Annotated in this window: 15 protein-coding genes; 11 read left to right on the top strand and 4 right to left on the bottom strand. The window is 47.5% G+C overall.

Annotated elements, in window-relative coordinates; genetic code table 11:
• Positions 1–27: 27 nt before the first annotated feature.
• The 3 genes from ACESPU_RS10075 to ACESPU_RS10065 all read left to right on the top strand — a co-directional run bounded on the left by ACESPU_RS10075 (position 28) and on the right by ACESPU_RS10065 (position 4,233).
• Positions 28–2,202 carry a S9 family peptidase gene (locus ACESPU_RS10075; RefSeq protein WP_009275624.1) on the top strand — a complete coding sequence of 725 codons (2,175 nt, stop codon included), beginning with the start codon at positions 28–30 and terminating at the stop codon, positions 2,200–2,202.
• A gap of 3 nt (positions 2,203–2,205) precedes the next feature.
• Positions 2,206–3,051, top strand: a complete 846-nt coding sequence (gene lipA, locus ACESPU_RS10070; protein WP_005864229.1) for a lipoyl synthase — start codon at positions 2,206–2,208, stop codon at positions 3,049–3,051.
• A gap of 63 nt (positions 3,052–3,114) precedes the next feature.
• Complete coding sequence (locus ACESPU_RS10065) at positions 3,115–4,233, top strand: hypothetical protein (RefSeq protein ID WP_373133339.1); 1,119 nt, start codon at positions 3,115–3,117, stop codon at positions 4,231–4,233.
• A gap of 4 nt (positions 4,234–4,237) precedes the next feature.
• Here the strand turns inward: ACESPU_RS10065 and ACESPU_RS10060 are convergent, their stop codons facing one another.
• A complete protein-coding gene (locus ACESPU_RS10060; RefSeq protein ID WP_009018034.1) occupies positions 4,238–4,738 on the bottom strand; it encodes a metallophosphoesterase in 501 nt (166 codons plus the stop codon).
• 58 nt (positions 4,739–4,796) lie between these two features.
• On the opposite strand from ACESPU_RS10060, the gene ACESPU_RS10055 reads away from it, so the two are divergent.
• From ACESPU_RS10055 to ACESPU_RS10045, 3 genes are all read left to right on the top strand, one after another.
• Positions 4,797–6,875 carry an RNA degradosome polyphosphate kinase gene (locus tag ACESPU_RS10055; protein ID WP_373133338.1) on the top strand — a complete coding sequence of 693 codons (2,079 nt, stop codon included), beginning with the start codon at positions 4,797–4,799 and terminating at the stop codon, positions 6,873–6,875.
• A 5-nt stretch (positions 6,876–6,880) separates the two neighbouring features.
• A complete protein-coding gene (locus ACESPU_RS10050) occupies positions 6,881–7,564 on the top strand; it encodes a hypothetical protein (RefSeq protein ID WP_005864237.1) in 684 nt (227 codons plus the stop codon).
• Positions 7,565–7,761: 197 nt separating this feature from the next.
• Positions 7,762–8,766 (top strand): DUF4837 family protein, encoded by a 1,005-nt coding sequence (locus ACESPU_RS10045; protein ID WP_373133337.1) that lies wholly within the window; start codon positions 7,762–7,764, stop codon positions 8,764–8,766.
• Between the two features lie 116 nt (positions 8,767–8,882).
• On the opposite strand, the gene ACESPU_RS10040 is transcribed toward ACESPU_RS10045, so the two are convergent.
• Entirely contained in the window at positions 8,883–10,280 is a 1,398-nt protein-coding gene (locus tag ACESPU_RS10040) for an rRNA cytosine-C5-methyltransferase (RefSeq protein WP_373133336.1), read from the bottom strand.
• Between the two features lie 53 nt (positions 10,281–10,333).
• Between ACESPU_RS10040 and ACESPU_RS10035 the strand changes: the two genes are divergently transcribed.
• The 5 genes from ACESPU_RS10035 (at position 10,334) to ACESPU_RS10015 (ending at position 15,758) form a co-directional block, all read left to right on the top strand.
• Positions 10,334–11,038 carry an SAM-dependent methyltransferase gene (locus tag ACESPU_RS10035; protein WP_005854278.1) on the top strand — a complete coding sequence of 235 codons (705 nt, stop codon included), beginning with the start codon at positions 10,334–10,336 and terminating at the stop codon, positions 11,036–11,038.
• 10 nt (positions 11,039–11,048) lie between these two features.
• The gene (locus ACESPU_RS10030; RefSeq protein ID WP_373133335.1) at positions 11,049–11,642 is read left to right on the top strand and encodes an acyltransferase; all 594 of its coding nucleotides are present in this window, start codon (positions 11,049–11,051) and stop codon (positions 11,640–11,642) included.
• Between the two features lie 86 nt (positions 11,643–11,728).
• On the top strand, positions 11,729–14,005 hold the full coding sequence (locus ACESPU_RS10025; protein WP_373133333.1) for a GH92 family glycosyl hydrolase: 2,277 nt from the start codon (positions 11,729–11,731) through the stop codon (positions 14,003–14,005).
• Positions 14,006–14,212: 207 nt separating this feature from the next.
• Entirely contained in the window at positions 14,213–15,586 is a 1,374-nt protein-coding gene (locus ACESPU_RS10020) for an MATE family efflux transporter (RefSeq protein WP_029257212.1), read from the top strand.
• Entirely contained in the window at positions 15,555–15,758 is a 204-nt protein-coding gene (locus ACESPU_RS10015; protein WP_009018039.1) for a hypothetical protein, read from the top strand. Before ACESPU_RS10020 ends, ACESPU_RS10015 begins: the two co-directional genes overlap by 32 nt.
• On the opposite strand, the gene ACESPU_RS10010 is transcribed toward ACESPU_RS10015, so the two are convergent.
• Both ACESPU_RS10010 and ACESPU_RS10005 read right to left on the bottom strand, forming a co-directional pair.
• Positions 15,726–17,372: an RluA family pseudouridine synthase gene (locus ACESPU_RS10010; RefSeq protein WP_009275633.1), complete on the bottom strand. Its 1,647-nt coding sequence runs from the start codon at positions 17,370–17,372 to the stop codon at positions 15,726–15,728. The two genes, ACESPU_RS10015 and ACESPU_RS10010, sit on opposite strands and share 33 nt — an antisense overlap.
• Complete coding sequence (locus ACESPU_RS10005; protein ID WP_009275634.1) at positions 17,372–18,913, bottom strand: family 43 glycosylhydrolase; 1,542 nt, start codon at positions 18,911–18,913, stop codon at positions 17,372–17,374. The genes ACESPU_RS10010 and ACESPU_RS10005 overlap by 1 nt, the downstream gene beginning before the upstream one ends.
• Between the last annotated feature and the right edge of the window lie 2 nt (positions 18,914–18,915).

Below are 18,915 nucleotides of genomic sequence, written 5' to 3'. Positions count from 1 at the left end.
CGTTTCAATCTGAAATAAAGAGTATAAATGAAACGATTAGGTTTTAGTTTATTGCTTTCGTTGGCCGTATTCGGAAGTGTGGCCGCACAAACCGGAAGCAAGCATGTTGACTTAAAAGAAATAACCGATGGGAAATTTCGTCAAGTGACGGCTATCGGAGAGATGCGATCCCTGCCGGATGGAGAACACTACACAGCCATGAACGCCGATAAGAGTATGATCATTAAATATTCCTATCGTACGGGAAATCCTGTGGATACATTGTTTAATGCCCGTAAAGCTCGTGAATGTACCTTTACGGATTTTGATGGATATACAATCAGCAGTACCGGGCATCATATCTTGGTTTGGAGGGATACGGAGTCTATTTATCGTCGCTCTACTAAGGCGGTGGTTTATGATTATGACGTGCGTCGTAATTATGTGAAGCCTATTTCCGATGCCAAGGGTAAGCAAATGATCCCGACTTTCTCGCCGGATGGTCGTATGTGCGCTTATGTACGGGATAATAATATTTGGATACGTAAGTTTGATTTCGACACGGAGGTACAAGTCACCAAGGACGGTGAGTTGAATAAGATATTGAATGGCATCACGGATTGGGTGTATGAGGAAGAATTTGCGGTGACAAATCTAATGGCGTGGTCTCCCGATAGCGAGTATCTGGCCTTTGTCCGTTTTGACGAGTCCGAGGTGCCCGAATATTCTATGCAGATGTATGGTGAGGGACTTTATCCGGGGTATTACGAATATAAATATCCGAAGGCCGGGCAGAAGAATTCAAAGGTTTCCGTACATTCTTATAGCGTAGTCACCAAAGACACGAAAGAGATGAAGGTCCCGGTAGAAGGCGACTTCTATATTCCCCGCATTACTTTCACGCAGAATCCGGATCAGTTGGCTATCATGACATTGAACCGCCAGCAGAATGTATTCAATATGTATTATGCAAATCCGAAGAGCGGTGTGTTCCGTTTGATCTTGCGTGAGGAAAATAAATGCTACGTGGATTCTGATTGGTTGACTTCCATCCAGTTCTTGAACAATGGGTTTACCTATGTGAGTGAACAAGATGGCTATTCCCATATTTATTTGTATTCCCCGACAGGTGTTATGCAACGTCAGGTAACTCAAGGGAACTGGGATGTCACGAAGTTCTTGGGCGTGGATGAGAATACGAAGACTTTCTATTACGAGTCTGCCGAAGAAAGCCCGATCCGCCGTTCTATCTATAAGATCGACGCTAAAGGCGTGAAGACAAAACTCTCTACGGAAGAGGGTATGAATAAGGCGGTCTTTAGTGACAATTTCGCTTATTTCGTGAATACCTATTCCAATGCGAATACCCCGGCGAAGATTACGGTGAATGAGACGAAGACCAAAAAGGAACTACGTGTTCTGCAAGATAACGCCGCGTTGAAGAGTAAGCTGAAGGAATATGTTTTTGCTAAGAAGGAATTTATGAAGGTACATACGGCTTCGGATTATGAGTTCAACGCTTGGATCGTAAAACCCGCTGATTTTGACCCGTCGAAGAAATATCCGGTGATGATGACGCAATATAGTGGTCCTAACTCCCAGCAAGTATTGGATCAATACGGTTTCGATTGGGAGCAATATCTGGCCTCAAATGGTATTATCGTGGTATGTGTGGATGGTCGTGGAACCGGTGCCCGTGGTGAGGCATTCCGTAAATGTACTTATTTGAGAATGGGCGAGCTGGAATCCAGAGACCAAGTGGAGGCTGCGCAAGCGTTGGGCAAGTTACCTTATATCGATAAGGATCGTATCGCGATCTGGGGTTGGAGTTTCGGAGGTTATAACACGTTGATGGCCTTGAGTACCGGAAACGGAACGTTTAAGGTGGGTATCGCCGTGGCTCCTCCGACGGACTGGAAATATTATGACTCCGTTTATACGGAGCGTTTCATGCGTACCCCGCAAGAGAATTTCGAGGGCTATGCGGCTACCTCCCCGTTACGCCGGGTGAAAGACTTACAAGGCAAGTTATTGCTGGTTCATGGAACCGCCGATGATAATGTTCATTTTATGCAAACAATGGAATATGCCGAGGCTTTGGTTCAAGCGGGTAAGCAGTTCGATATGCATGTTTATAAAGATCGGAATCATAGCATATACGGTGGTAATACCCGTTACCATTTGTATACGAAGATGGCTAATTATTTATTCAATAATTTGTAAGACATGGCGCAGCATTTAAGAAAGCCGGATTGGTTGAAGATCCGGCTTGGCGGAAATGAGCAATTCACGAAGACAAAAAGCATTGTTGAATCTCATTGCCTTCACACAATATGCACAAGTGGTAAATGCCCGAATATGGGTGAATGTTGGAGCCGGGGAACAGCTACATTCATGATCGGTGGTGAGATATGTACTCGCTCTTGTCGTTTTTGTAATACGCTAACGGGTAAACCTCTTCCGTTGGACCCGAAAGAGCCTGCGAATGTAGCGGAAAGCATCCGTTTAATGAATCTCAAGCATGCGGTGATCACGTCCGTTGATCGTGATGACTTACCAGACTTAGGCGCTTCTCATTGGGTAAATACGATCCGTACGATCAAAGAGGTGAATCCTCAAACGACCGTGGAAGTCTTAATCCCGGATTTTCAAGGACGATTGGATCTGGTTGATCAGGTCGTGGATGCGGCGCCTGAGATTATCTCCCATAATATGGAGACTGTACGCCGTATCAGTCCGCAAGTGCGTAGCGCCGCAAAGTATGACGTGAGCTTATCCGTTTTACGACGAATCGCTGAGCGGGGTGTGGTAGCCAAGACTGGTATCATGGTCGGACTGGGCGAGACCGAGGATGAGGTGCTTGAATTAATGGATGATGTTTTGCTGGCGGGTGTTTCTGTTTTAACAATCGGGCAGTATTTACAGCCCTCTCGCAAGAATATTCCCGTCTCTGAATATGTGACTCCTGAATGTTTTGAATATTATAGACAGCAAGCCGTTGGCAAAGGTTTTAAGAAAGTAGAGAGCGCTCCGCTGGTACGCTCGTCGTACCATGCGGAAAAGCATATATGATTCATGAACTTTTGACAATCTTTGTTGTTATTAATATAAAAGTGGACTAAAGGGGGGGAAGGAATGAACAGAGTAAAGAAAGGTCTAGATAATCAGGCGATAGGTTTATTGCCATTGTTGTTATTCATGTTTTTGGATAACTATTTTTCTTATTTATTATCTTTTATAATTGGGGTTACTTTCTGTTTTGTTTGTATTTTTTTGTTTCAGGTGTTGAGCAAGGATAAGGTATACCAATTTATGCTTCTGCCATCGGCGGGCACATTGGTCTTATATTCCGTATTTCTTTGTCTCAAGCTTGAACCTGTGTTGTTTATATACTCTCCTCTTATCACGGAAGTATTACTGGTCGTGGCGTTAGCGATCGTGGGGTTCACGAGGAGAACGATCATACAACGTATACGCGATTCGAAACGTCCCTCTTTTAAACGTACTTTGCTTCGTACTACCTTGAACGAATTTTATTTCCTCGCTCAGTTGGTACAGAACCTGTACACGTTGCATCTTTTCATCATCTTGTTATATAGTATCTTGCCGGAAACGATGCAGAATATGCGTACCGAACGTTTCTTATATCGGGAGTTGGGATTGGTAATCGGTGTTTTGGTCATTGTTTATGAGCAAATACGTTTGTCCTTGATGCAAGGTAGCTTGAAAAAGGAAATGTGGCTTCCCGTATTGAATGACAATGGGAAGGTGATCGGTTGTATCGCACGTTCGGTCAGCCGTTCTTTACCGAAGAAATATTATCATCCGATCGTGCGTATCGCCGTTGTTTATAATGGTATGTTATATCTGGTGAGACGAAGTAAGGATGAGTTTGTCTCTCCGGATACGATGGATTATCCGTTCCATAATTACGTGCTCTTCCGACATAGTATAGATAGTACGGTCAAAGAGACTCTCGGAAGTTTGGCGCAAGATAAATCAATTGCTCCACGCTTCCTGATCCGTTATACATTTGAGAACGAGAAGGTGAAACATTTGGTATCTCTCTATGTTATTTGTTTACGTACGGAAGAGCAATTAAATCAATGTAAGCGCCGTAGCGGAAAGCTTTGGACAGCGAAACAAATCGAGGAGAACTTGAACTCCGGGGTGTTTAGCGAATATTTTGAGAAAGAGTTCGCTTATTTGCAAAATACGATTCTTTTCGCCGAGAGTTTCTGTTGCGGTAACTAATCATTTATAATGCCCGGTTCCCTAGCTCTATAACTTCCAAATCTTTGATATCCTTTCCCTCAATAACGAAACGTAATAAGGTACGTACTTGATGAAAGCCACTTTTCCCAGCCGCTCCCGGATTCATATGCAGACACTTCAAGCTTCGATCGAATACTACTTTCAGGATATGCGAATGTCCGGAGATGAATAGATTTGGCCGTGTATCGTATAATTCTTTGCGGATCTCGGGATTGTAGCGGCCCGGATAACCTCCGATATGAGTCATCATAACGTTCACGTCTTCTACCTTGAAATGAGCTACTTTAGGATATTGCAGGCGAATGGCTTGTCCGTCTATATTTCCGTATACGGCCCTGAAAGGTTTCAATGCCTCGAATTTCGCGGCCAAAAGGTCGGAGCCTATATCGCCCGCATGCCAGATTTCATCGCAATCTTTAAAATATTCGGCGTACTTATCATCCCAGTACGCATGGGTGTCTGAAAGCAATCCAACTTTAATCATAACAATTTCTTTTATTGCTCGAAAGTATCTATATTTACACGCCTAAGATAAGAATATTATGGAGAATTCATATCAATATTTTAAACGGGACTTAAGCTGGTTGTCGTTTAACTACCGTGTCTTGCTGGAAGCGGAAGATGATACGCTGCCTATTTATGAGCGTATTAAGTTCCTTTCTATCTATTCCTCGAATCTGGAAGAATTTTATGAGATCCGGGTTGCGGAACACCGGGGGGTAATCATGAAAAAGAATTATTCGGAGGAGAGCGCAGCTGAGGCGGAAGAGACCTTGGCGGCTATCACCCGGGAGGTTAACCGCCAGCAACGGGACTATTACCGTATTTTCTCGGAGAAGATATTGCCGGAATTGAATCGCCAGAATGTTTACTTATACCAGAATGAGAAGCCGGAACCTTTCCATGAAGAGTTTGTCCATAATTTCTTTAATGAGGAGGTTTTCCCATTCCTGTCGCCGGTCATGATTCAAGCCGGTGATATACGTACGTTCATCCGGGATCGTCGGCTTTACCTTGTGATCCGTATGATTAAGCGGAGCAAGCGGATGAATGAGCCGGGCTTCGTACCCGAGTATCATTATGCGTTGATGAAGATTCCTTATGCGAAAGTTCCCCGTTTTATAGAGTTGCCTCCGCATGACGGGAAATATTATATCATGTTTATCGACGACATTATCCGTGCGAATTTACAGAATGTTTTTCCCGGTTATATTATTGATGGCTGTTACAGCATCAAGATTTCCCGGGATGCGGATATTTTTTTGGATGATGAGAGCCGGGCGAATATCGTGGAGAATATCCGTAAGAAGGTGAAGAAGCGCAAGATCGGAGCCTTGAGCCGTTTTATGTATGATCAAGCGATGCCGGATGATTTTCTGGCTTTTGTTTGCGATGCCTTTGGTATTACGTCGGAGGACTTGGTGTTAGGTGGACGATATAATAATTTGCAGGACTTGATGAAATTGCCGAATCCGGCGGGAAAACATTTGGAGCAGCAGCCACCGGTGCCTATGCGTGTGCCTTTCCTCGATGAGATGGGGTCGGTATTCAAGGCCGTGAAGAAGCGGGATATCTTATTGCATTTCCCTTATGAGTCGTTCGATTATTTGATCCGCTTCTTGATGGAGGCGGCCTTTGATCCGAAGGTGGATGAGATCAAGATTACCCAGTATCGAGTGGCAGAGAATTCGGCCGTGATTAATACGCTGGTCAGCGCTGCCCAGAATGGTAAGAAAGTGACGGTATTCGTGGAATTGAAAGCCCGTTTCGACGAGGAGAATAATATGAGTACGGCAGAGCGTATGGAGCAGGCCGGTATTCGTATCATTTATAGTATTCCGGGCTTGAAAGTACATGCGAAGGTTGCGGTCATTCTTCGGAAGGATACGTCCGAGGGACTTAAACGGCGTGATTTCGCCTATTTGAGTACCGGTAATTTCAATGAGAAGACGGCCAAGATCTATTCGGATATGGCGTTATTGACTTCGAATACGGAGATTATTACGGATATCAATAAAGTATTTGCTGTTTTGGAAGGGCGTATGAAAGAACCTACTTTCCGCCATTTGTTGGTGGCCCGTTTCAATATGGTCTCGGAATTGACTGGTAGGATTCGGAGGGAGATCGAGCATGTGTGGGAAGGCCGAAAAGGACGGATCATATTAAAGATGAACGGACTGCATGACCAACATATGATCGAGGAACTCTATCATGCGAGTGAGGCGGGGGTAGAGATCGATCTGATTGTCCGGGGGATTTGTTGCTTGGTACCGAACCAACCTTATAGCGCTAACATCCGGGTTACTCGTATCGTGGATATGTTTTTGGAGCATTCCCGGGTTTGGTATTTTCTGAATGATGGTCAGGAGGATCTTTTCCTTACCTCGGCTGATTGGATGCGTCGGAATTTGAACCGACGGATCGAGACGGCTTTCCCGATCCTTGATCCGGATCTGAAGAGGGAGATAATCGATATCTTGAATATCCAGCTAAGTGACAACGTGAAAGCTTGTTATTTGGATGGCGAGTTACGTAATAATTTTAAGTGTGATGATAATCCGGTAAAAGTGCGTTCGCAATTGGCTATCTATGATTATCTGAGAAATAAATCCATGCGGTAACCGGGATGGGGGAGTTTTGGGGATTTGTTGATTGGGGGGCTGGTTGCTTAGCCTTGATCGTGGCGGTGGTATTTAGCTTTTTGTTGGGAGTACGTACGGGACGTATCCGGGAGAGAAATGAATCTGTCCGTTCTCGCATTCGGCAGAATAAAGCGAATATGTATCGCTATAAACAACAATTAGCCTCCTATCAAGAGCAAGTCGTACGCTTGGAGCGGGAACGGGATTCTCTGGTCATCCGCTCGGAGGCTTATGACCGGATCGAGACGGAGCTGACGGCCTATCGCCAGAAGATGGAGCAGTTGGAAAGAGAGATCCTTGTTCTTTCCGGCGATAATAACTTATTGGACAATGCTACCGGAAAAGTAGATGTGGATGTACCTAAGCTTTTATGTGCCCTTAAAGATGATCCTCTCCATGTGAATCCAAGTAAAGAGGAATGGGCTGAGATTATTGGTATGACCGATCTTCTGTTTAATAACTTCTTAACCGATCTGAGAAATAAATACAGTATTACCCGCCATGAGCAGGAAATATGTTGCTTGATCAAATGGAATTTCTCCCGAAAGGAGCAACTAGCCGTGTTTAATAATACTCCGGATGCGTTAACCAAATCGAAAGGCCGTTTAAAAAAACGTCTAGGCTTGGATGAAAAGACGGATTTGGATGCCTATGTCCGTTTATTATAAAGCTTAAAGTTATTTTGATTGTCGTGATTGTCCGGCAATATTATCCGTTTATCTCCCATTGTGTGGTTTATATGTGTGATTATTAGTTGTTTGATGTTCGCTTGTTTTGTCCGGTACCATTTCTTTCCTCTTTACGATCCTTCCTGTACTTTTGCGGTGTGTGATTTAATTTTTAAGAACGAATAATCAGGAATGCTATGAGAACACAAACTGTACTACTATGGATCTGCCTTAGCCTAATGGTGGGGCTTTCCGCTTGTGATTGGACTTCGTCCTCTCCGGTGGCCTCGCTACGGCGGGCTACCGGATGGCCTTTCGAGGTGGTGGTTGTAATGGATCGAGACGCATGGAATGGTGAGGTGGGGGAGTTGCTGCAAGAACAATTGCGAGCGCCGATTCCTGCTTTGCCTCAAGCGGAAGCATCTATGCGTGTCACCTATTCGGAGCCATCGGGCTTTTCCGGTTTATTACGATACGTACGAAATATCTTGATCGTATCTGTAGATCCTAACCGGTATACGAAAGCTGGAACAAGAGAGAGTCCCGATGAATGGGCCAGCGGTCAGAATGTTGTGACTCTGTATGCTCCGACTACCGCTGCTTTAACCGAGTTCCTTTTATTAAATGAAGGACGGTTGGTCAACCATTTCAATCGAGTGGAAAGGGAACGTTGGATAGTTGGACTTTCTAAGAGCCATAGCAGTTGGATCAATGAGAAGTTGAAGTCCCGTTTCGGTATCTCGCTGTTCGTGCCGGAAGATATGTCGGCCTATAAGGAAGAGACCGATTTCTTTTGGGGTTCGAATAACGCAAATCGGGGACGGACTGATATCTTGGTATATAGTTTTCCCTATACGGCTCAAGAGGCATTTACCGAAGATTATCTGGTCGCTATGCGTGATTCTGTAGTGAGGCGGAACGTACCGGGCTCTTTCCCGAATTCTTATATGAAGACTGAGAGGCGCTTCGAGCTTTCTTACGAGCCGATCACCTACCGTGGCGAATACCGCGGCGTATTGCGTGGTCTTTGGCGTATGGAAGGAGATAAGATGGGCGGCCCGTTCGTCAGCCATGCCCTGCTCGACAAGAAAAAAGGGCGGGTTATCGTAGCGGAAAGCTTTGTCTATGCCCCGGAATCAAAAAAGGCGAACTTGATCCGCCGGATGGAGGCCGCCTTGTTTACGTTGCGATTCGTGGATTAGGATTGATTCTCTCACGTATATAGGCGTAACCTCATGCGTATATACGCATCGGCCTACACGTACGTAAGTGTGGTCTTATACGTATATACGTGTGGCTTTATGCCTATATAGTGGTCTTATCGTCCTAAAAATAGTTTGATTTCCTCCGGAATATATCCCGTCCGTATACGCCACTCTTGCGGATACAGGTTATTGGCCCGGTTGCCAAGGTTCTTTACAAAACCTAGCGGAAGTCTTTGGTAGCGTACCAACACATATCCTTTATCTATGCCGGAGGGTAAGACGAGCGCCTCTTTCTTTAAGAATTTAATAGCGTCTTCCCATTCCAGTTCCACGGATGGAAATGCGTTGGGAGTTAAGGCAGTACTTAAAGCCAGCTCTTGAGATGGGATAAAGTCTTTCCCTTTCGCTTCTCCTAGGCAAATACCGGCGGAAAGTACCCGTAAAGGCTTGGCATTGATGAGTGAAAATAGATCCGAATGGGCTTTGGGATACGCTCGAAGGAAACTGCCGTTCCATTCGAGAGAAAACGAAGTTTCATCCGAAAGGAACAGACGGGCCTCCTGTGGGATGGACGGAGCGGCTTTTCCTCGCTCTTTTTTCCCTTTGGACTTGACACGAATCTCCTCAATCTCGCCTTCCGCTTTCCGGAGGGCGGCGAGGAAAAAGCCTTCGCCCCGTGTCTTATGCGGGAAGAAGCGGTAAACCGGATGTTCAAACCGGAGGGCGCCGGTGATCTGCCATTCCTCTTGGGTAGGGATAGGCAATGCCTCGGCTCCCAGCTCCTCTATTATATAATGTATGTTCTCCTCATCCTCTTCCGTATTATAGGTACATGTACTGTAGATCAAGATACCTCCGGGTTTCAAGGCGTTCCAGATATCATGGATGATGCGCCGCCCACGGGAGGCGCAAAGCCGTACGTTATCTACGCTCCATTCGCCTGTGCTATCCGTATCTTTCCGGAACATGCCTTCACCGGAACAAGGTACGTCGGTGACGATCACATCGAACAGATGAGGCAATGCCTCGCCGATCTCCTCCGGGTCATTATTGATAACGATCGTGTCCGGGCGGCCCCATTTAGCGATATTCTCGGCCAATACATAACTCCGGCTGCGGATCACCTCGTTACTGACTAACAGACTACCTTTCGGCAATAAGCTCGCCAGATGCGTGGACTTGCCACCCGGGGCAGCGCATAAATCCAAGCAACGTACCGGCTCTTTCACATATGCCTTGATCGCTTGTTCCAGAAACATGGAAGACGCTTCCTGCACGTAATAGGCCCCCGCATGGAATAGAGGATCGAAGGTGAAAGACAACCGTTCCGGCAAATAAAAACCGCTCTCGCACCAAGCGACCGGAGCACCTGCTTTGGGAGCGGGAGTCCCTTTCATCGGGTTGATACGGATACTTACGGGAACATCAGCGCTTAACGCTGCCTCTAAACGATCGAACTCCTCGCCAAGTAAAGCCCGTGTACGGGTAATAAAATCAATAGGAAGTGCCATGATTATTCTGTTAGTTTGCGGCAAAAGTACTACTTTCGCGGAAAACAAACAGTATGCGAGCATCTCTTTTCCTTATACCAGTTACCTTGGGCGATACGGAACATCGCCGTGTTTTACCAGAGTACAACCGTGACGTGATCTTATCTATCCGGCATTTTATCGTGGAAAACGTGCGTACGGCACGCCGTTTCTTGAAAAAGGTGGAGCCGGGGATCGTGATCGATGACTTGACATTTTATGAGCTGAATAAACATACCTCACCGGAACAAGTAGCTGGTTATCTGGCTCCTTTGGCGAAAGGCGAGAGCGTTGGCGTGATCTCGGAGGCGGGTTGTCCGGCGATCGCTGATCCGGGTGCTGACGTAGTAGCTATCGCCCAACGGAAGGATTATCCGGTGGTACCGTTGGTGGGGCCTTCGTCTATCTTGATGTCGGTGATGGGATCGGGCTTTAACGGACAGAGTTTCGCTTTTCACGGTTATCTGCCGATCGATGCTTCCGAGCGAACGAACACGATCAAGAAATTGGAGGGAAGGATCTATTCCGAGCATCAGACGCAATTGTTTATCGAGACTCCTTACCGGAATAATAAACTGGCCGAGGAGTTGATCCGTACGTGCCGTCCGTCTACGAAACTGTGTATCGCCTCGAATATAACGTGTGAGGATGAGTATATCCACACTCGCCCGGTCAAGGAATGGGCGGGTAAAGTTCCCGATCTGAGTAAGAAGCCTACTATTTTCCTAATCTATAAATAAGAGGATTGATATGAGTTATCAAGCGCACGAGACAGCGGTAATCGATGCCGGTTGTGAGATCGGGGAAGGAACCCATATCTGGCATTTTTCCCATATCATGACGGGATGCGTGATTGGCAGGGCGTGTAATATCGGCCAGAATGTAGTCGTATCGCCGGGCGTGGTCTTAGGGAATAACGTGAAGGTACAGAACAATGTGTCTATTTATACGGGGGTGATTTGCGAGGATGATGTGTTCTTGGGGCCTAGTTGCGTGTTTACAAATGTAACCAATCCGCGTAGCGCTATCTCTCGGAAAGACCAGTATAAGGAGACGGTGATTGGCAAGGGGGCCTCGATCGGAGCTAACGCTACGATTATTTGTGGACATACGGTCGGGCGGTATGCCATGATCGGTGCCGGGGCGGTGGTAACGAAGGATGTTCCGGCTTATGCGCTGGTCGTAGGAAATCCATCCCGCCAGATCGGTTGGATAAGCGAGTACGGCCATCGCCTTGTATTTGACTCCGAGGGATTCGCCACCTGTCCGGAAAGCGGCCAACGTTACCGCCTACACAATCACCAAGTTGTAGAGACGGGGCGTGCCCCGTCTTCCACAGACTGATAGTATCTTAAATTACTATTTTGCAGGGATGAGACGGGGCACGCCCCGTCTCTACAATACAGACAATATTAATATTCTATACAAACATGAAAACATCTTTTTTCAAGCAAGGGTTTTTAGCGATAGGGATAGCCTGTTGCATGCAGCTTTCCGCCGTGGAGAATCCTGTGGACTACGTGAATACGTTAGTCGGTACCCAATCCAAGTACGAATTATCTACCGGAAATACCTATCCGTCCACGGCCATGCCTTGGGGTATGAACTTTTGGACTCCCCAGACCGGCGAGATGGGCAACGGCTGGACCTATCGTTACGATGCGGATAAGATCCGGGGATTCAAGCAAACCCATCAACCGAGCCCGTGGATGAACGATTACGGGCAGTTCTCCATTATGCCTACTACCGAAGGCTTGGTCTTCGACGAGGAGAAACGGGCTAGCTGGTTCTCTCACAAAGGGGAAGTGGCTACACCTTATTATTATAAGGTCTATCTAGCCGATCATGACGTGACTACCGAGTTGGTTCCGACGGAACGTGCGGCTAAGTTCCGCTTTACATTCCCGGAAACCAAGAAAGCGTATATCGTCATCGACGCTTTCGATAAAGGCTCTTATATAAAGGTATTGCCTGCGGAACGTAAGATCATCGGTTATTCCACGAAGAACACGGGCGGTGTTCCCCGTAACTTCAAGAATTATTTCGTGATCCAATTCGATAAGCCATTCACGTTCTCCTCTACGGTTAAGAACGGGGCGATCCAGTTGGATGAGTCGGAGGTGAAGACAAACCATGCCGGCGCTATCATCGGTTTTGAGACAAAGGCCGGCGAGGTGGTGCATGCCAACGTGGCTTCTTCTTTCATCAGCACCGAGCAGGCCGAGTTAAACTTGCGTGAGGTGGGAGATACTGGTTTCGATCAGCTAGTGACCAAAGGTAAGGAAATCTGGAACCGGGAATTAGGTAAGATCGAGGTAGAGGATACGAACATCGATAACTTGCGTACTTTCTATTCTTGCTTGTATCGTTCCTTGCTTTTCCCCCGTAGCTTCTATGAGATCGATGCCAAAGGGCAAGTCATGCATTATAGCCCTTATAACGGTGAGGTCTTGCCGGGCTATATGTTTACCGATACCGGTTTCTGGGATACGTTCCGTTGTCTTTTCCCCTTCTTGAACCTGATGTATCCGGAGATGAACCAAAAGATGCAGGAAGGTTTGGTGAACGCTTATAAAGAGAGCGGTTTCTTGCCGGAATGGGCAAGTCCGGGCCACCGGGATTGCATGGTCGGCAATAACTCCGCTTCCGTGGTAGCCGACGCTTATATCAAAGGCTTGAGAGGATACGATATCGAGACGCTTTGGGAAGCTTTGAAGCATGACGCGAATAGCCAACTGCCGAGAACGGCTTCCGGTCGTGTCGCTTACGAGGAGTATAATAAACTGGGTTATGTACCGAATAATATCGGTATCGGACAAAATGTGGCTCGTACCTTGGAATATGCTTATAATGACTGGACGATTTATACCTTGGGCAAGAAACTTGGCAAGCCGGCAAGCGAGATCGATATCTTCAAGCAACGGGCTAACAACTATAAGAATGTGTACGACCCAAAATATAAGTTGATGGTCGGACGCTCTGATAAGGGCGAGTTCAACCCTTCTTTTAAAGGTACGGACTGGAGCCGTGATTTCTGTGAGGGAAACAGCTGGCATTGGAGTTTCTGTGTTTTCCACGACCCGCAAGGTCTTATCGACTTAATGGGAGGAAAGAAGGAATTCAATCATATGATGGATTCCGTCTTTAAGATGCCTAGCCGTTTGGGTATGGATAGCCGCGGTATGATCCATGAGATGCGTGAGATGCAAGTAATGAACATGGGACAATACGCCCATGGCAACCAACCCATCCAGCATATGGTATATCTATACAACTATTCCGGCGAGCCTTGGAAAGCCCAATACTGGGTACGCGAGATCATGCATAAGCTCTATACCGCTGAGGCGGATGGTTATTGCGGCGATGAGGATAACGGACAGACTTCCGCATGGTATGTGTTCTCTGCCTTAGGCTTCTATACCGTATGTCCGGGTACCGACCAATATGTATTAGGTACCCCTTTGTTCAAATCCGTAAAACTCCATCTGGATAACGGAAAGCAGGTTTTGATCCAAGCGGACAAGGCTGATCGGGAGAATCGTTACATCAAGGGTATGAAAGTAAACGGCAAGACATACACCCGCAATTTCTTGACACACGAGCAGTTGCTAGCTGGTGCGAAAATTCAATACCAAATGAGCGATACCCCTAATAAACAGCGAGGTACGCAGGATAGTGATCGCCCCTATTCATTCTCTTTGGAATAAGAAAGCTAGGATGCCCATTGTAAGCATCTTACAATGCCTGTTCTAAACATCTTACGATGCCCATTGTAAAGACCTTACGATGGGCATCGTTGTTTCTTGTAAATTACCGCTTAAAATAATAGCGGGCGGGAATTGTTTTTTATTAGTGATTGATTACCTTTGTAACGACTTATCCGTCTTTCTTAAATCCTTTTATTTGTTAGATGTATGGCAAACTCAAAAGAGATGACGGGGGGAGCTGTATTCCCTCTTCTATTCAGTTTCACGATGCCATTATTGCTCGGAAACTTACTTCAGCAGACTTATTCCTTGATCGATGCCGCTATCGTAGGTAAATTTCTTGGTATCAATTCGCTGGCTGCCGTGGGGGCCAGTACCTCGGTGATTTTCTTGATTCTGGGATTCTGTAACGGATGTTGCGCCGGTTTTGGCATCCCGGTAGCTCAGAAGTTCGGGGCGAGGGATTATGCGACGATGCGCCGTTACGTGGCGGTGGGGTTGCAATTGGCTACGGTAATGTCCGTGGTGATCGCCGCTGTCTCCGGTTTCTATTGCCGGGATATCTTGCGGGGGATGCAGACACCCGGGAATATCTTCGATGGGGCCTATGATTATTTGTTTGTTACTTTTATCGGTATTCCTTGTACATTCTTCTATAATTTGTTGGCAAGTATCATGCGGGCTTTGGGAGATAGCAAGACTCCGTTCTGGTTCTTGCTGTTCTCTACGGTCTTGAATGTTTTCTTGGATTTATTCTGCATCTTGGTACTAGGATGGGGCGTGATGGGAGCGGCTATCGCTACGGTTTTCTCGCAAGGGCTTTCCGCCATTTTATGTTATTTATATATGCTTCGGAAATTTCCGATCTTACGGGCTACTTCTTCCGAGGATCGAAGGTTTCATGCCGGGCTGGCCCGTACCTTATTGGCGATGGGGGTTCCGATGGGATTACAATTTTCTATTACCGCTATTGGCAGTATCATGTTGCAGAGCGCCAATAACGCCTTGGGCACGGCCTGTGTCGCTGCCTTTACTTCCGCCGCCCGTATCAAGATGTTCTTCATTTGCGCTTTTGAGAGTTTGGGTATCGCCATGGCTACGTATTGTGGACAGAATTATGGGGCGGGAAAGCCGGAGCGTATTTTGCAGGGAATTAAGGTAAGTGCGTTGATGATGCTTACGTATGCCGCTGCTACATGGATGATCTTGATGCTGGGGTCTCGTTGGCTGGCCTTGTTGTTTGTGGCTCCATCTGAGGTCGAAATACTGGACTATACGGAGCAGTTTTTGCATATTTCTTGCTGGTTCTTCCCGGCTGTCGGGCTACTGTGTATCTTGCGTTACGCGATACAAGGGGTAGGTTTTAGCAACCTTGCGATGCTCTCGGGTGTTTCAGAGATGATCGCACGTATCTTGGTGAGCTTGTATGCGGTTCCCGCTTTTGGGTTCTTAGGCGTTTGTTTCGGTGATCCGTTGGCTTGGGTTGCCGCTGACTTATTCTTGATACCTGCGTTTTTGTATGTTTATAAAAAGATAAAGAAAAGATTAGATGATGAGAAAGTATCGGTGTCCGCAGTGTGATATCCCTTCTATGTATGTAAAGAATGCGGCTGGGGAACGTCTTTTAGTGTATGTTTACGAGAATGGGGAGGTCGTTCCCAAAGACCCTGCCGCGGATCTGTCCGGATTTGACTTGACAGAGGTATTTTGCCTAGGATGCTCATGGCATGGAGCACCTAGGAAATGCCGGTGATTTTTGTATCTCTATCCTCTCGGAAGTGATAGGATGCGTGAATGCTAGATATTCAGCGTGCAGATAGAGCCGTTCCGCCTTTCGTCCGTAAAGCTCGTCGCCAAGGATGGGGCAATGAAGACCTAGGGGATGGGCGGCGTGTACCCGTAGCTGGTGGGTACGTCCGGTTTGGGGATAAAAGGCGATAAGGGTTTTTCCGGAAGTCCGTTCCAATACCCGGTAGCGTGTAAAGGCAGGTTTCCCGAATTCTTCGCTTACGATTTGCCGGGGTCTGTCCAAAGGATCGGGACATAGCGGAAGACGGATCTCACCCTCATCTTGGGGAACTTCACCCTCTAATAAGGCGATATACCTTTTCTGGATGGTTCGGTTCTTGAATTGGGCTTGCAGGTTCTGATGCGCTTCTTTGGTCTTGGCGGCGAGTAGCAAGCCGGATGTCGCCATATCCAAGCGATGTACGATAATTGGGCCGGTGGCATCCGGATAAAGGATACGCAGCCTGTGATAGACGGAGTCTGCGTCTCCCTTGCCGGGGACGGAGAGCATACCCGCCGGTTTATTGACGATCAACAAATAGTCGTCCTCATAAAGGATATCCAGCTTCGTCTCCCGGTGAGAGTCCGCCAATAACGGATTCTCATCTACCTGTAATCCCTGTAGCATATGGTTGAGGATCGGCTCGCATTTTCCTTTGCAAGCCGGATAATAATATCCATGGTGCCGGATCTCCGTCTTGGGAGAATCGCCCCACCAGAACTCTGCCATGGCGATCGGCTCCAACTGATGCTGGTAGGCGTATTGCAAGAGTTTAGGGGCGGCGCACTCACCCGCTCCGGCAGGCGGCGCACCTTGGTAGGTAGGGGCGAACAGTTCGCATAAGTCCTTCACTTCGCTCCGGGCGTTCAGGATTCGGAATTGTTCGAACAACTTGCGTTGCAAGGCCGCCGACCGTCGCTTGCGTTCTTGCTTCAGTTGCTCGATCTCCTGCTCAAGCCGATCCACCTTGGCTTGATCCTCCTCCAGTATAGACCGCAATGATTTCTTGGTTAGCTTGTGAGCGGCTTTCATGTGTTGGCTCTCTTTAATAAGAAGTGCGGTCTCTTCTTCCGTGAGAGGGAACTGCCGAAGTCGGTCGCGCTCCTCTTTCCTCTTTTTCATCAAGTCTTTTGCGGCCTGTAATACGAAATCGCAGTATTCGATCGTGCTTTGTAACCTCGACCGTGCGTCTTCGAGAGCTGGAGAGGCTTGCAGGGTTCGGATACGGGCATTGACCTCATTGATCCGCTCCTCCTCTTGCCGGAAGAAACCATCCGGTTGTAATAGGTCATAGATCGGGGGGACGAAGAATGGATGTACATTCTTCCCTGCTAGGTTACCGGAGAACGCGGCCAGATAGCCGGCCTCTCCGGCGGGAGTACGAACCACCAATACGCCGAACATTTTTCCGGCTTGTAACTCTTCCCGCCATTCGGTTCGTTCTTTCAGGTATGCCTGTGTTTCCTCAGCCGCTATTACGCATAGAGGATGCGGTGTATAGTGAAAAGGATACGTGAATCGTTCCGGTAAGGGGATCGATTGTATCGGTTGGGCAAACGTGTGAAACTTAGATTCCATCATTCATTTTTTAATAGACAATAAGCGTAAACGGCCGGTGCCGTAGGATCTCCCTCTTGATACAATCCCGGACGGGAGATACGATCCCATTGGATCAACGACCGGGTCTCTTTCGCGGAGAGAGCTTCGCTGACGATCTCGTTCCATGCTTGTCCGTCCTTACTCCAGTAGAACGTGCTATGCGTACCGTCGGTCACTTTCATCCGTAGATATAAAGGCGAGGCGGGAAGAGGAAGATCGGCCAATGGATGTTCTTTCCCCTCTAGGATATATTTCAATATCAAACGGTCTCCAGCGCATCCGCAGGTGATTAGGTTATTTGCGTCTCCGTACATCGTGATTCCTTTCCAACTGTCATTCCGGTTTACGATCGCTGTTTCCAACGTGTAATCCGGGGAGGTTGGGCGTAAACAAAGTGCCGCTCCGGTCTTTACGCCGGGTTTCGGTGTTCCGGATAGAGATAGTTTACCGTTCTTGATCTCGGTCTTGACATCCGTGTAAGGATAGTTCCAACTCCATTCGGGACGCAAGGTAGCACCGGTGAAATCATCCGAGAAATCGAATACCGGCACTTGTGCGGACTCGGCAAATGGCATGGGTTGCGTGCGGCTCGCGTATTCCTCGGTTACGAAGTGAGGCCAATGATCCTCACCCATTCTCACCTCTTGCAGGTAAGGTTGGCGACCTTGGTAGAAGCCGCTTCCCGGCTGGTAAGCGTGGCATAGGTAATACATGCGTCCGTCCGGTGTAGTCGTAATCGTTCCGTGACCGATGGAGAGAACCTCCTTGCTTCCGTGCAAGATCGGGTTTCCTTGGTATTTCTCGTAAGGACCTTCCAGCTTTTTCGAGCGAGCCACGGATACGGCGTAATCGCTCTGCGGGCCGCAACAGCCTCTCACGGAGTAGATGATATAGTAATATCCGTCTTTCTTGAACCAATGCTGACCTTCCATACCTTGACGCTCATCGTCACGCAGCAGGCTGAAAGGCTTTCCGTCTAGGCGAAGCCCATCGTCCGTCAACTTACAGGCCAATAACTCTATGGGTTGGTTATCCAATCCATAAGCCTTCCAACTGATGTAAAGTTTGCCTTTGTCCTCCAAGATAAATGCGTCTATCGCTTCCTTCCCAAACTCTACCACCGGGCCGTAATCCTTGAACTTGCCCGTAGGTGAATCCGCCACGGCGACACCGATGCACGAGATGTTATCCGATTGCTTCCGGGCCGTATAATAGACATATACCTTCCCTTTATGCTGATACCATTCCGGAGCCCAGAATGAGGATTTAGTCCATTCCGGCTTCTCGTCGAATACATGTCCGGTTTGCTGCCAGTTCACCAAATCGGTAGAGGTGAAAACCGGATAATAGGGGGCCCATTCCGAGGAGGTGCCAGTGATATAGTAAGTCTGGTCGATCCGGATAATGGAAGGATCGGCTACGTCACCGTGGATCACGGGATTGGTAAAATAGGATTCTTGTTGCGCTAGTCCTGTGGCCAAGGAGGCGGCACAGAAGAATAGTGTGAAAATCTTTCTCATGT

Source organism: Parabacteroides sp. 20_3 (genome assembly GCF_964238835.1).
Classification (GTDB): Bacteria; Bacteroidota; Bacteroidia; order Bacteroidales; family Tannerellaceae; genus Parabacteroides; species Parabacteroides distasonis.
This window is presented reverse-complemented; position numbering and strand designations above follow the sequence as displayed.

Coding starts and splice junctions, on each gene's coding strand:
- ACESPU_RS10075 (WP_009275624.1), top strand. CDS start 28: ATGAAACGATTAGGTTTTAGTTTATTGCTTTCGTTGGCCGTATTCGGA.
- lipA (WP_005864229.1), top strand. CDS start 2,206: ATGGCGCAGCATTTAAGAAAGCCGGATTGGTTGAAGATCCGGCTTGGC.
- ACESPU_RS10065 (WP_373133339.1), top strand. CDS start 3,115: ATGAACAGAGTAAAGAAAGGTCTAGATAATCAGGCGATAGGTTTATTG.
- ACESPU_RS10060 (WP_009018034.1), bottom strand. CDS start 4,738: ATGATTAAAGTTGGATTGCTTTCAGACACCCATGCGTACTGGGATGAT.
- ACESPU_RS10055 (WP_373133338.1), top strand. CDS start 4,797: ATGGAGAATTCATATCAATATTTTAAACGGGACTTAAGCTGGTTGTCG.
- ACESPU_RS10050 (WP_005864237.1), top strand. CDS start 6,881: ATGGGGGAGTTTTGGGGATTTGTTGATTGGGGGGCTGGTTGCTTAGCC.
- ACESPU_RS10045 (WP_373133337.1), top strand. CDS start 7,762: ATGAGAACACAAACTGTACTACTATGGATCTGCCTTAGCCTAATGGTG.
- ACESPU_RS10040 (WP_373133336.1), bottom strand. CDS start 10,280: ATGGCACTTCCTATTGATTTTATTACCCGTACACGGGCTTTACTTGGC.
- ACESPU_RS10035 (WP_005854278.1), top strand. CDS start 10,334: ATGCGAGCATCTCTTTTCCTTATACCAGTTACCTTGGGCGATACGGAA.
- ACESPU_RS10030 (WP_373133335.1), top strand. CDS start 11,049: ATGAGTTATCAAGCGCACGAGACAGCGGTAATCGATGCCGGTTGTGAG.
- ACESPU_RS10025 (WP_373133333.1), top strand. CDS start 11,729: ATGAAAACATCTTTTTTCAAGCAAGGGTTTTTAGCGATAGGGATAGCC.
- ACESPU_RS10020 (WP_029257212.1), top strand. CDS start 14,213: ATGGCAAACTCAAAAGAGATGACGGGGGGAGCTGTATTCCCTCTTCTA.
- ACESPU_RS10015 (WP_009018039.1), top strand. CDS start 15,555: ATGATGAGAAAGTATCGGTGTCCGCAGTGTGATATCCCTTCTATGTAT.
- ACESPU_RS10010 (WP_009275633.1), bottom strand. CDS start 17,372: ATGGAATCTAAGTTTCACACGTTTGCCCAACCGATACAATCGATCCCC.
- ACESPU_RS10005 (WP_009275634.1), bottom strand. CDS start 18,913: ATGAGAAAGATTTTCACACTATTCTTCTGTGCCGCCTCCTTGGCCACA.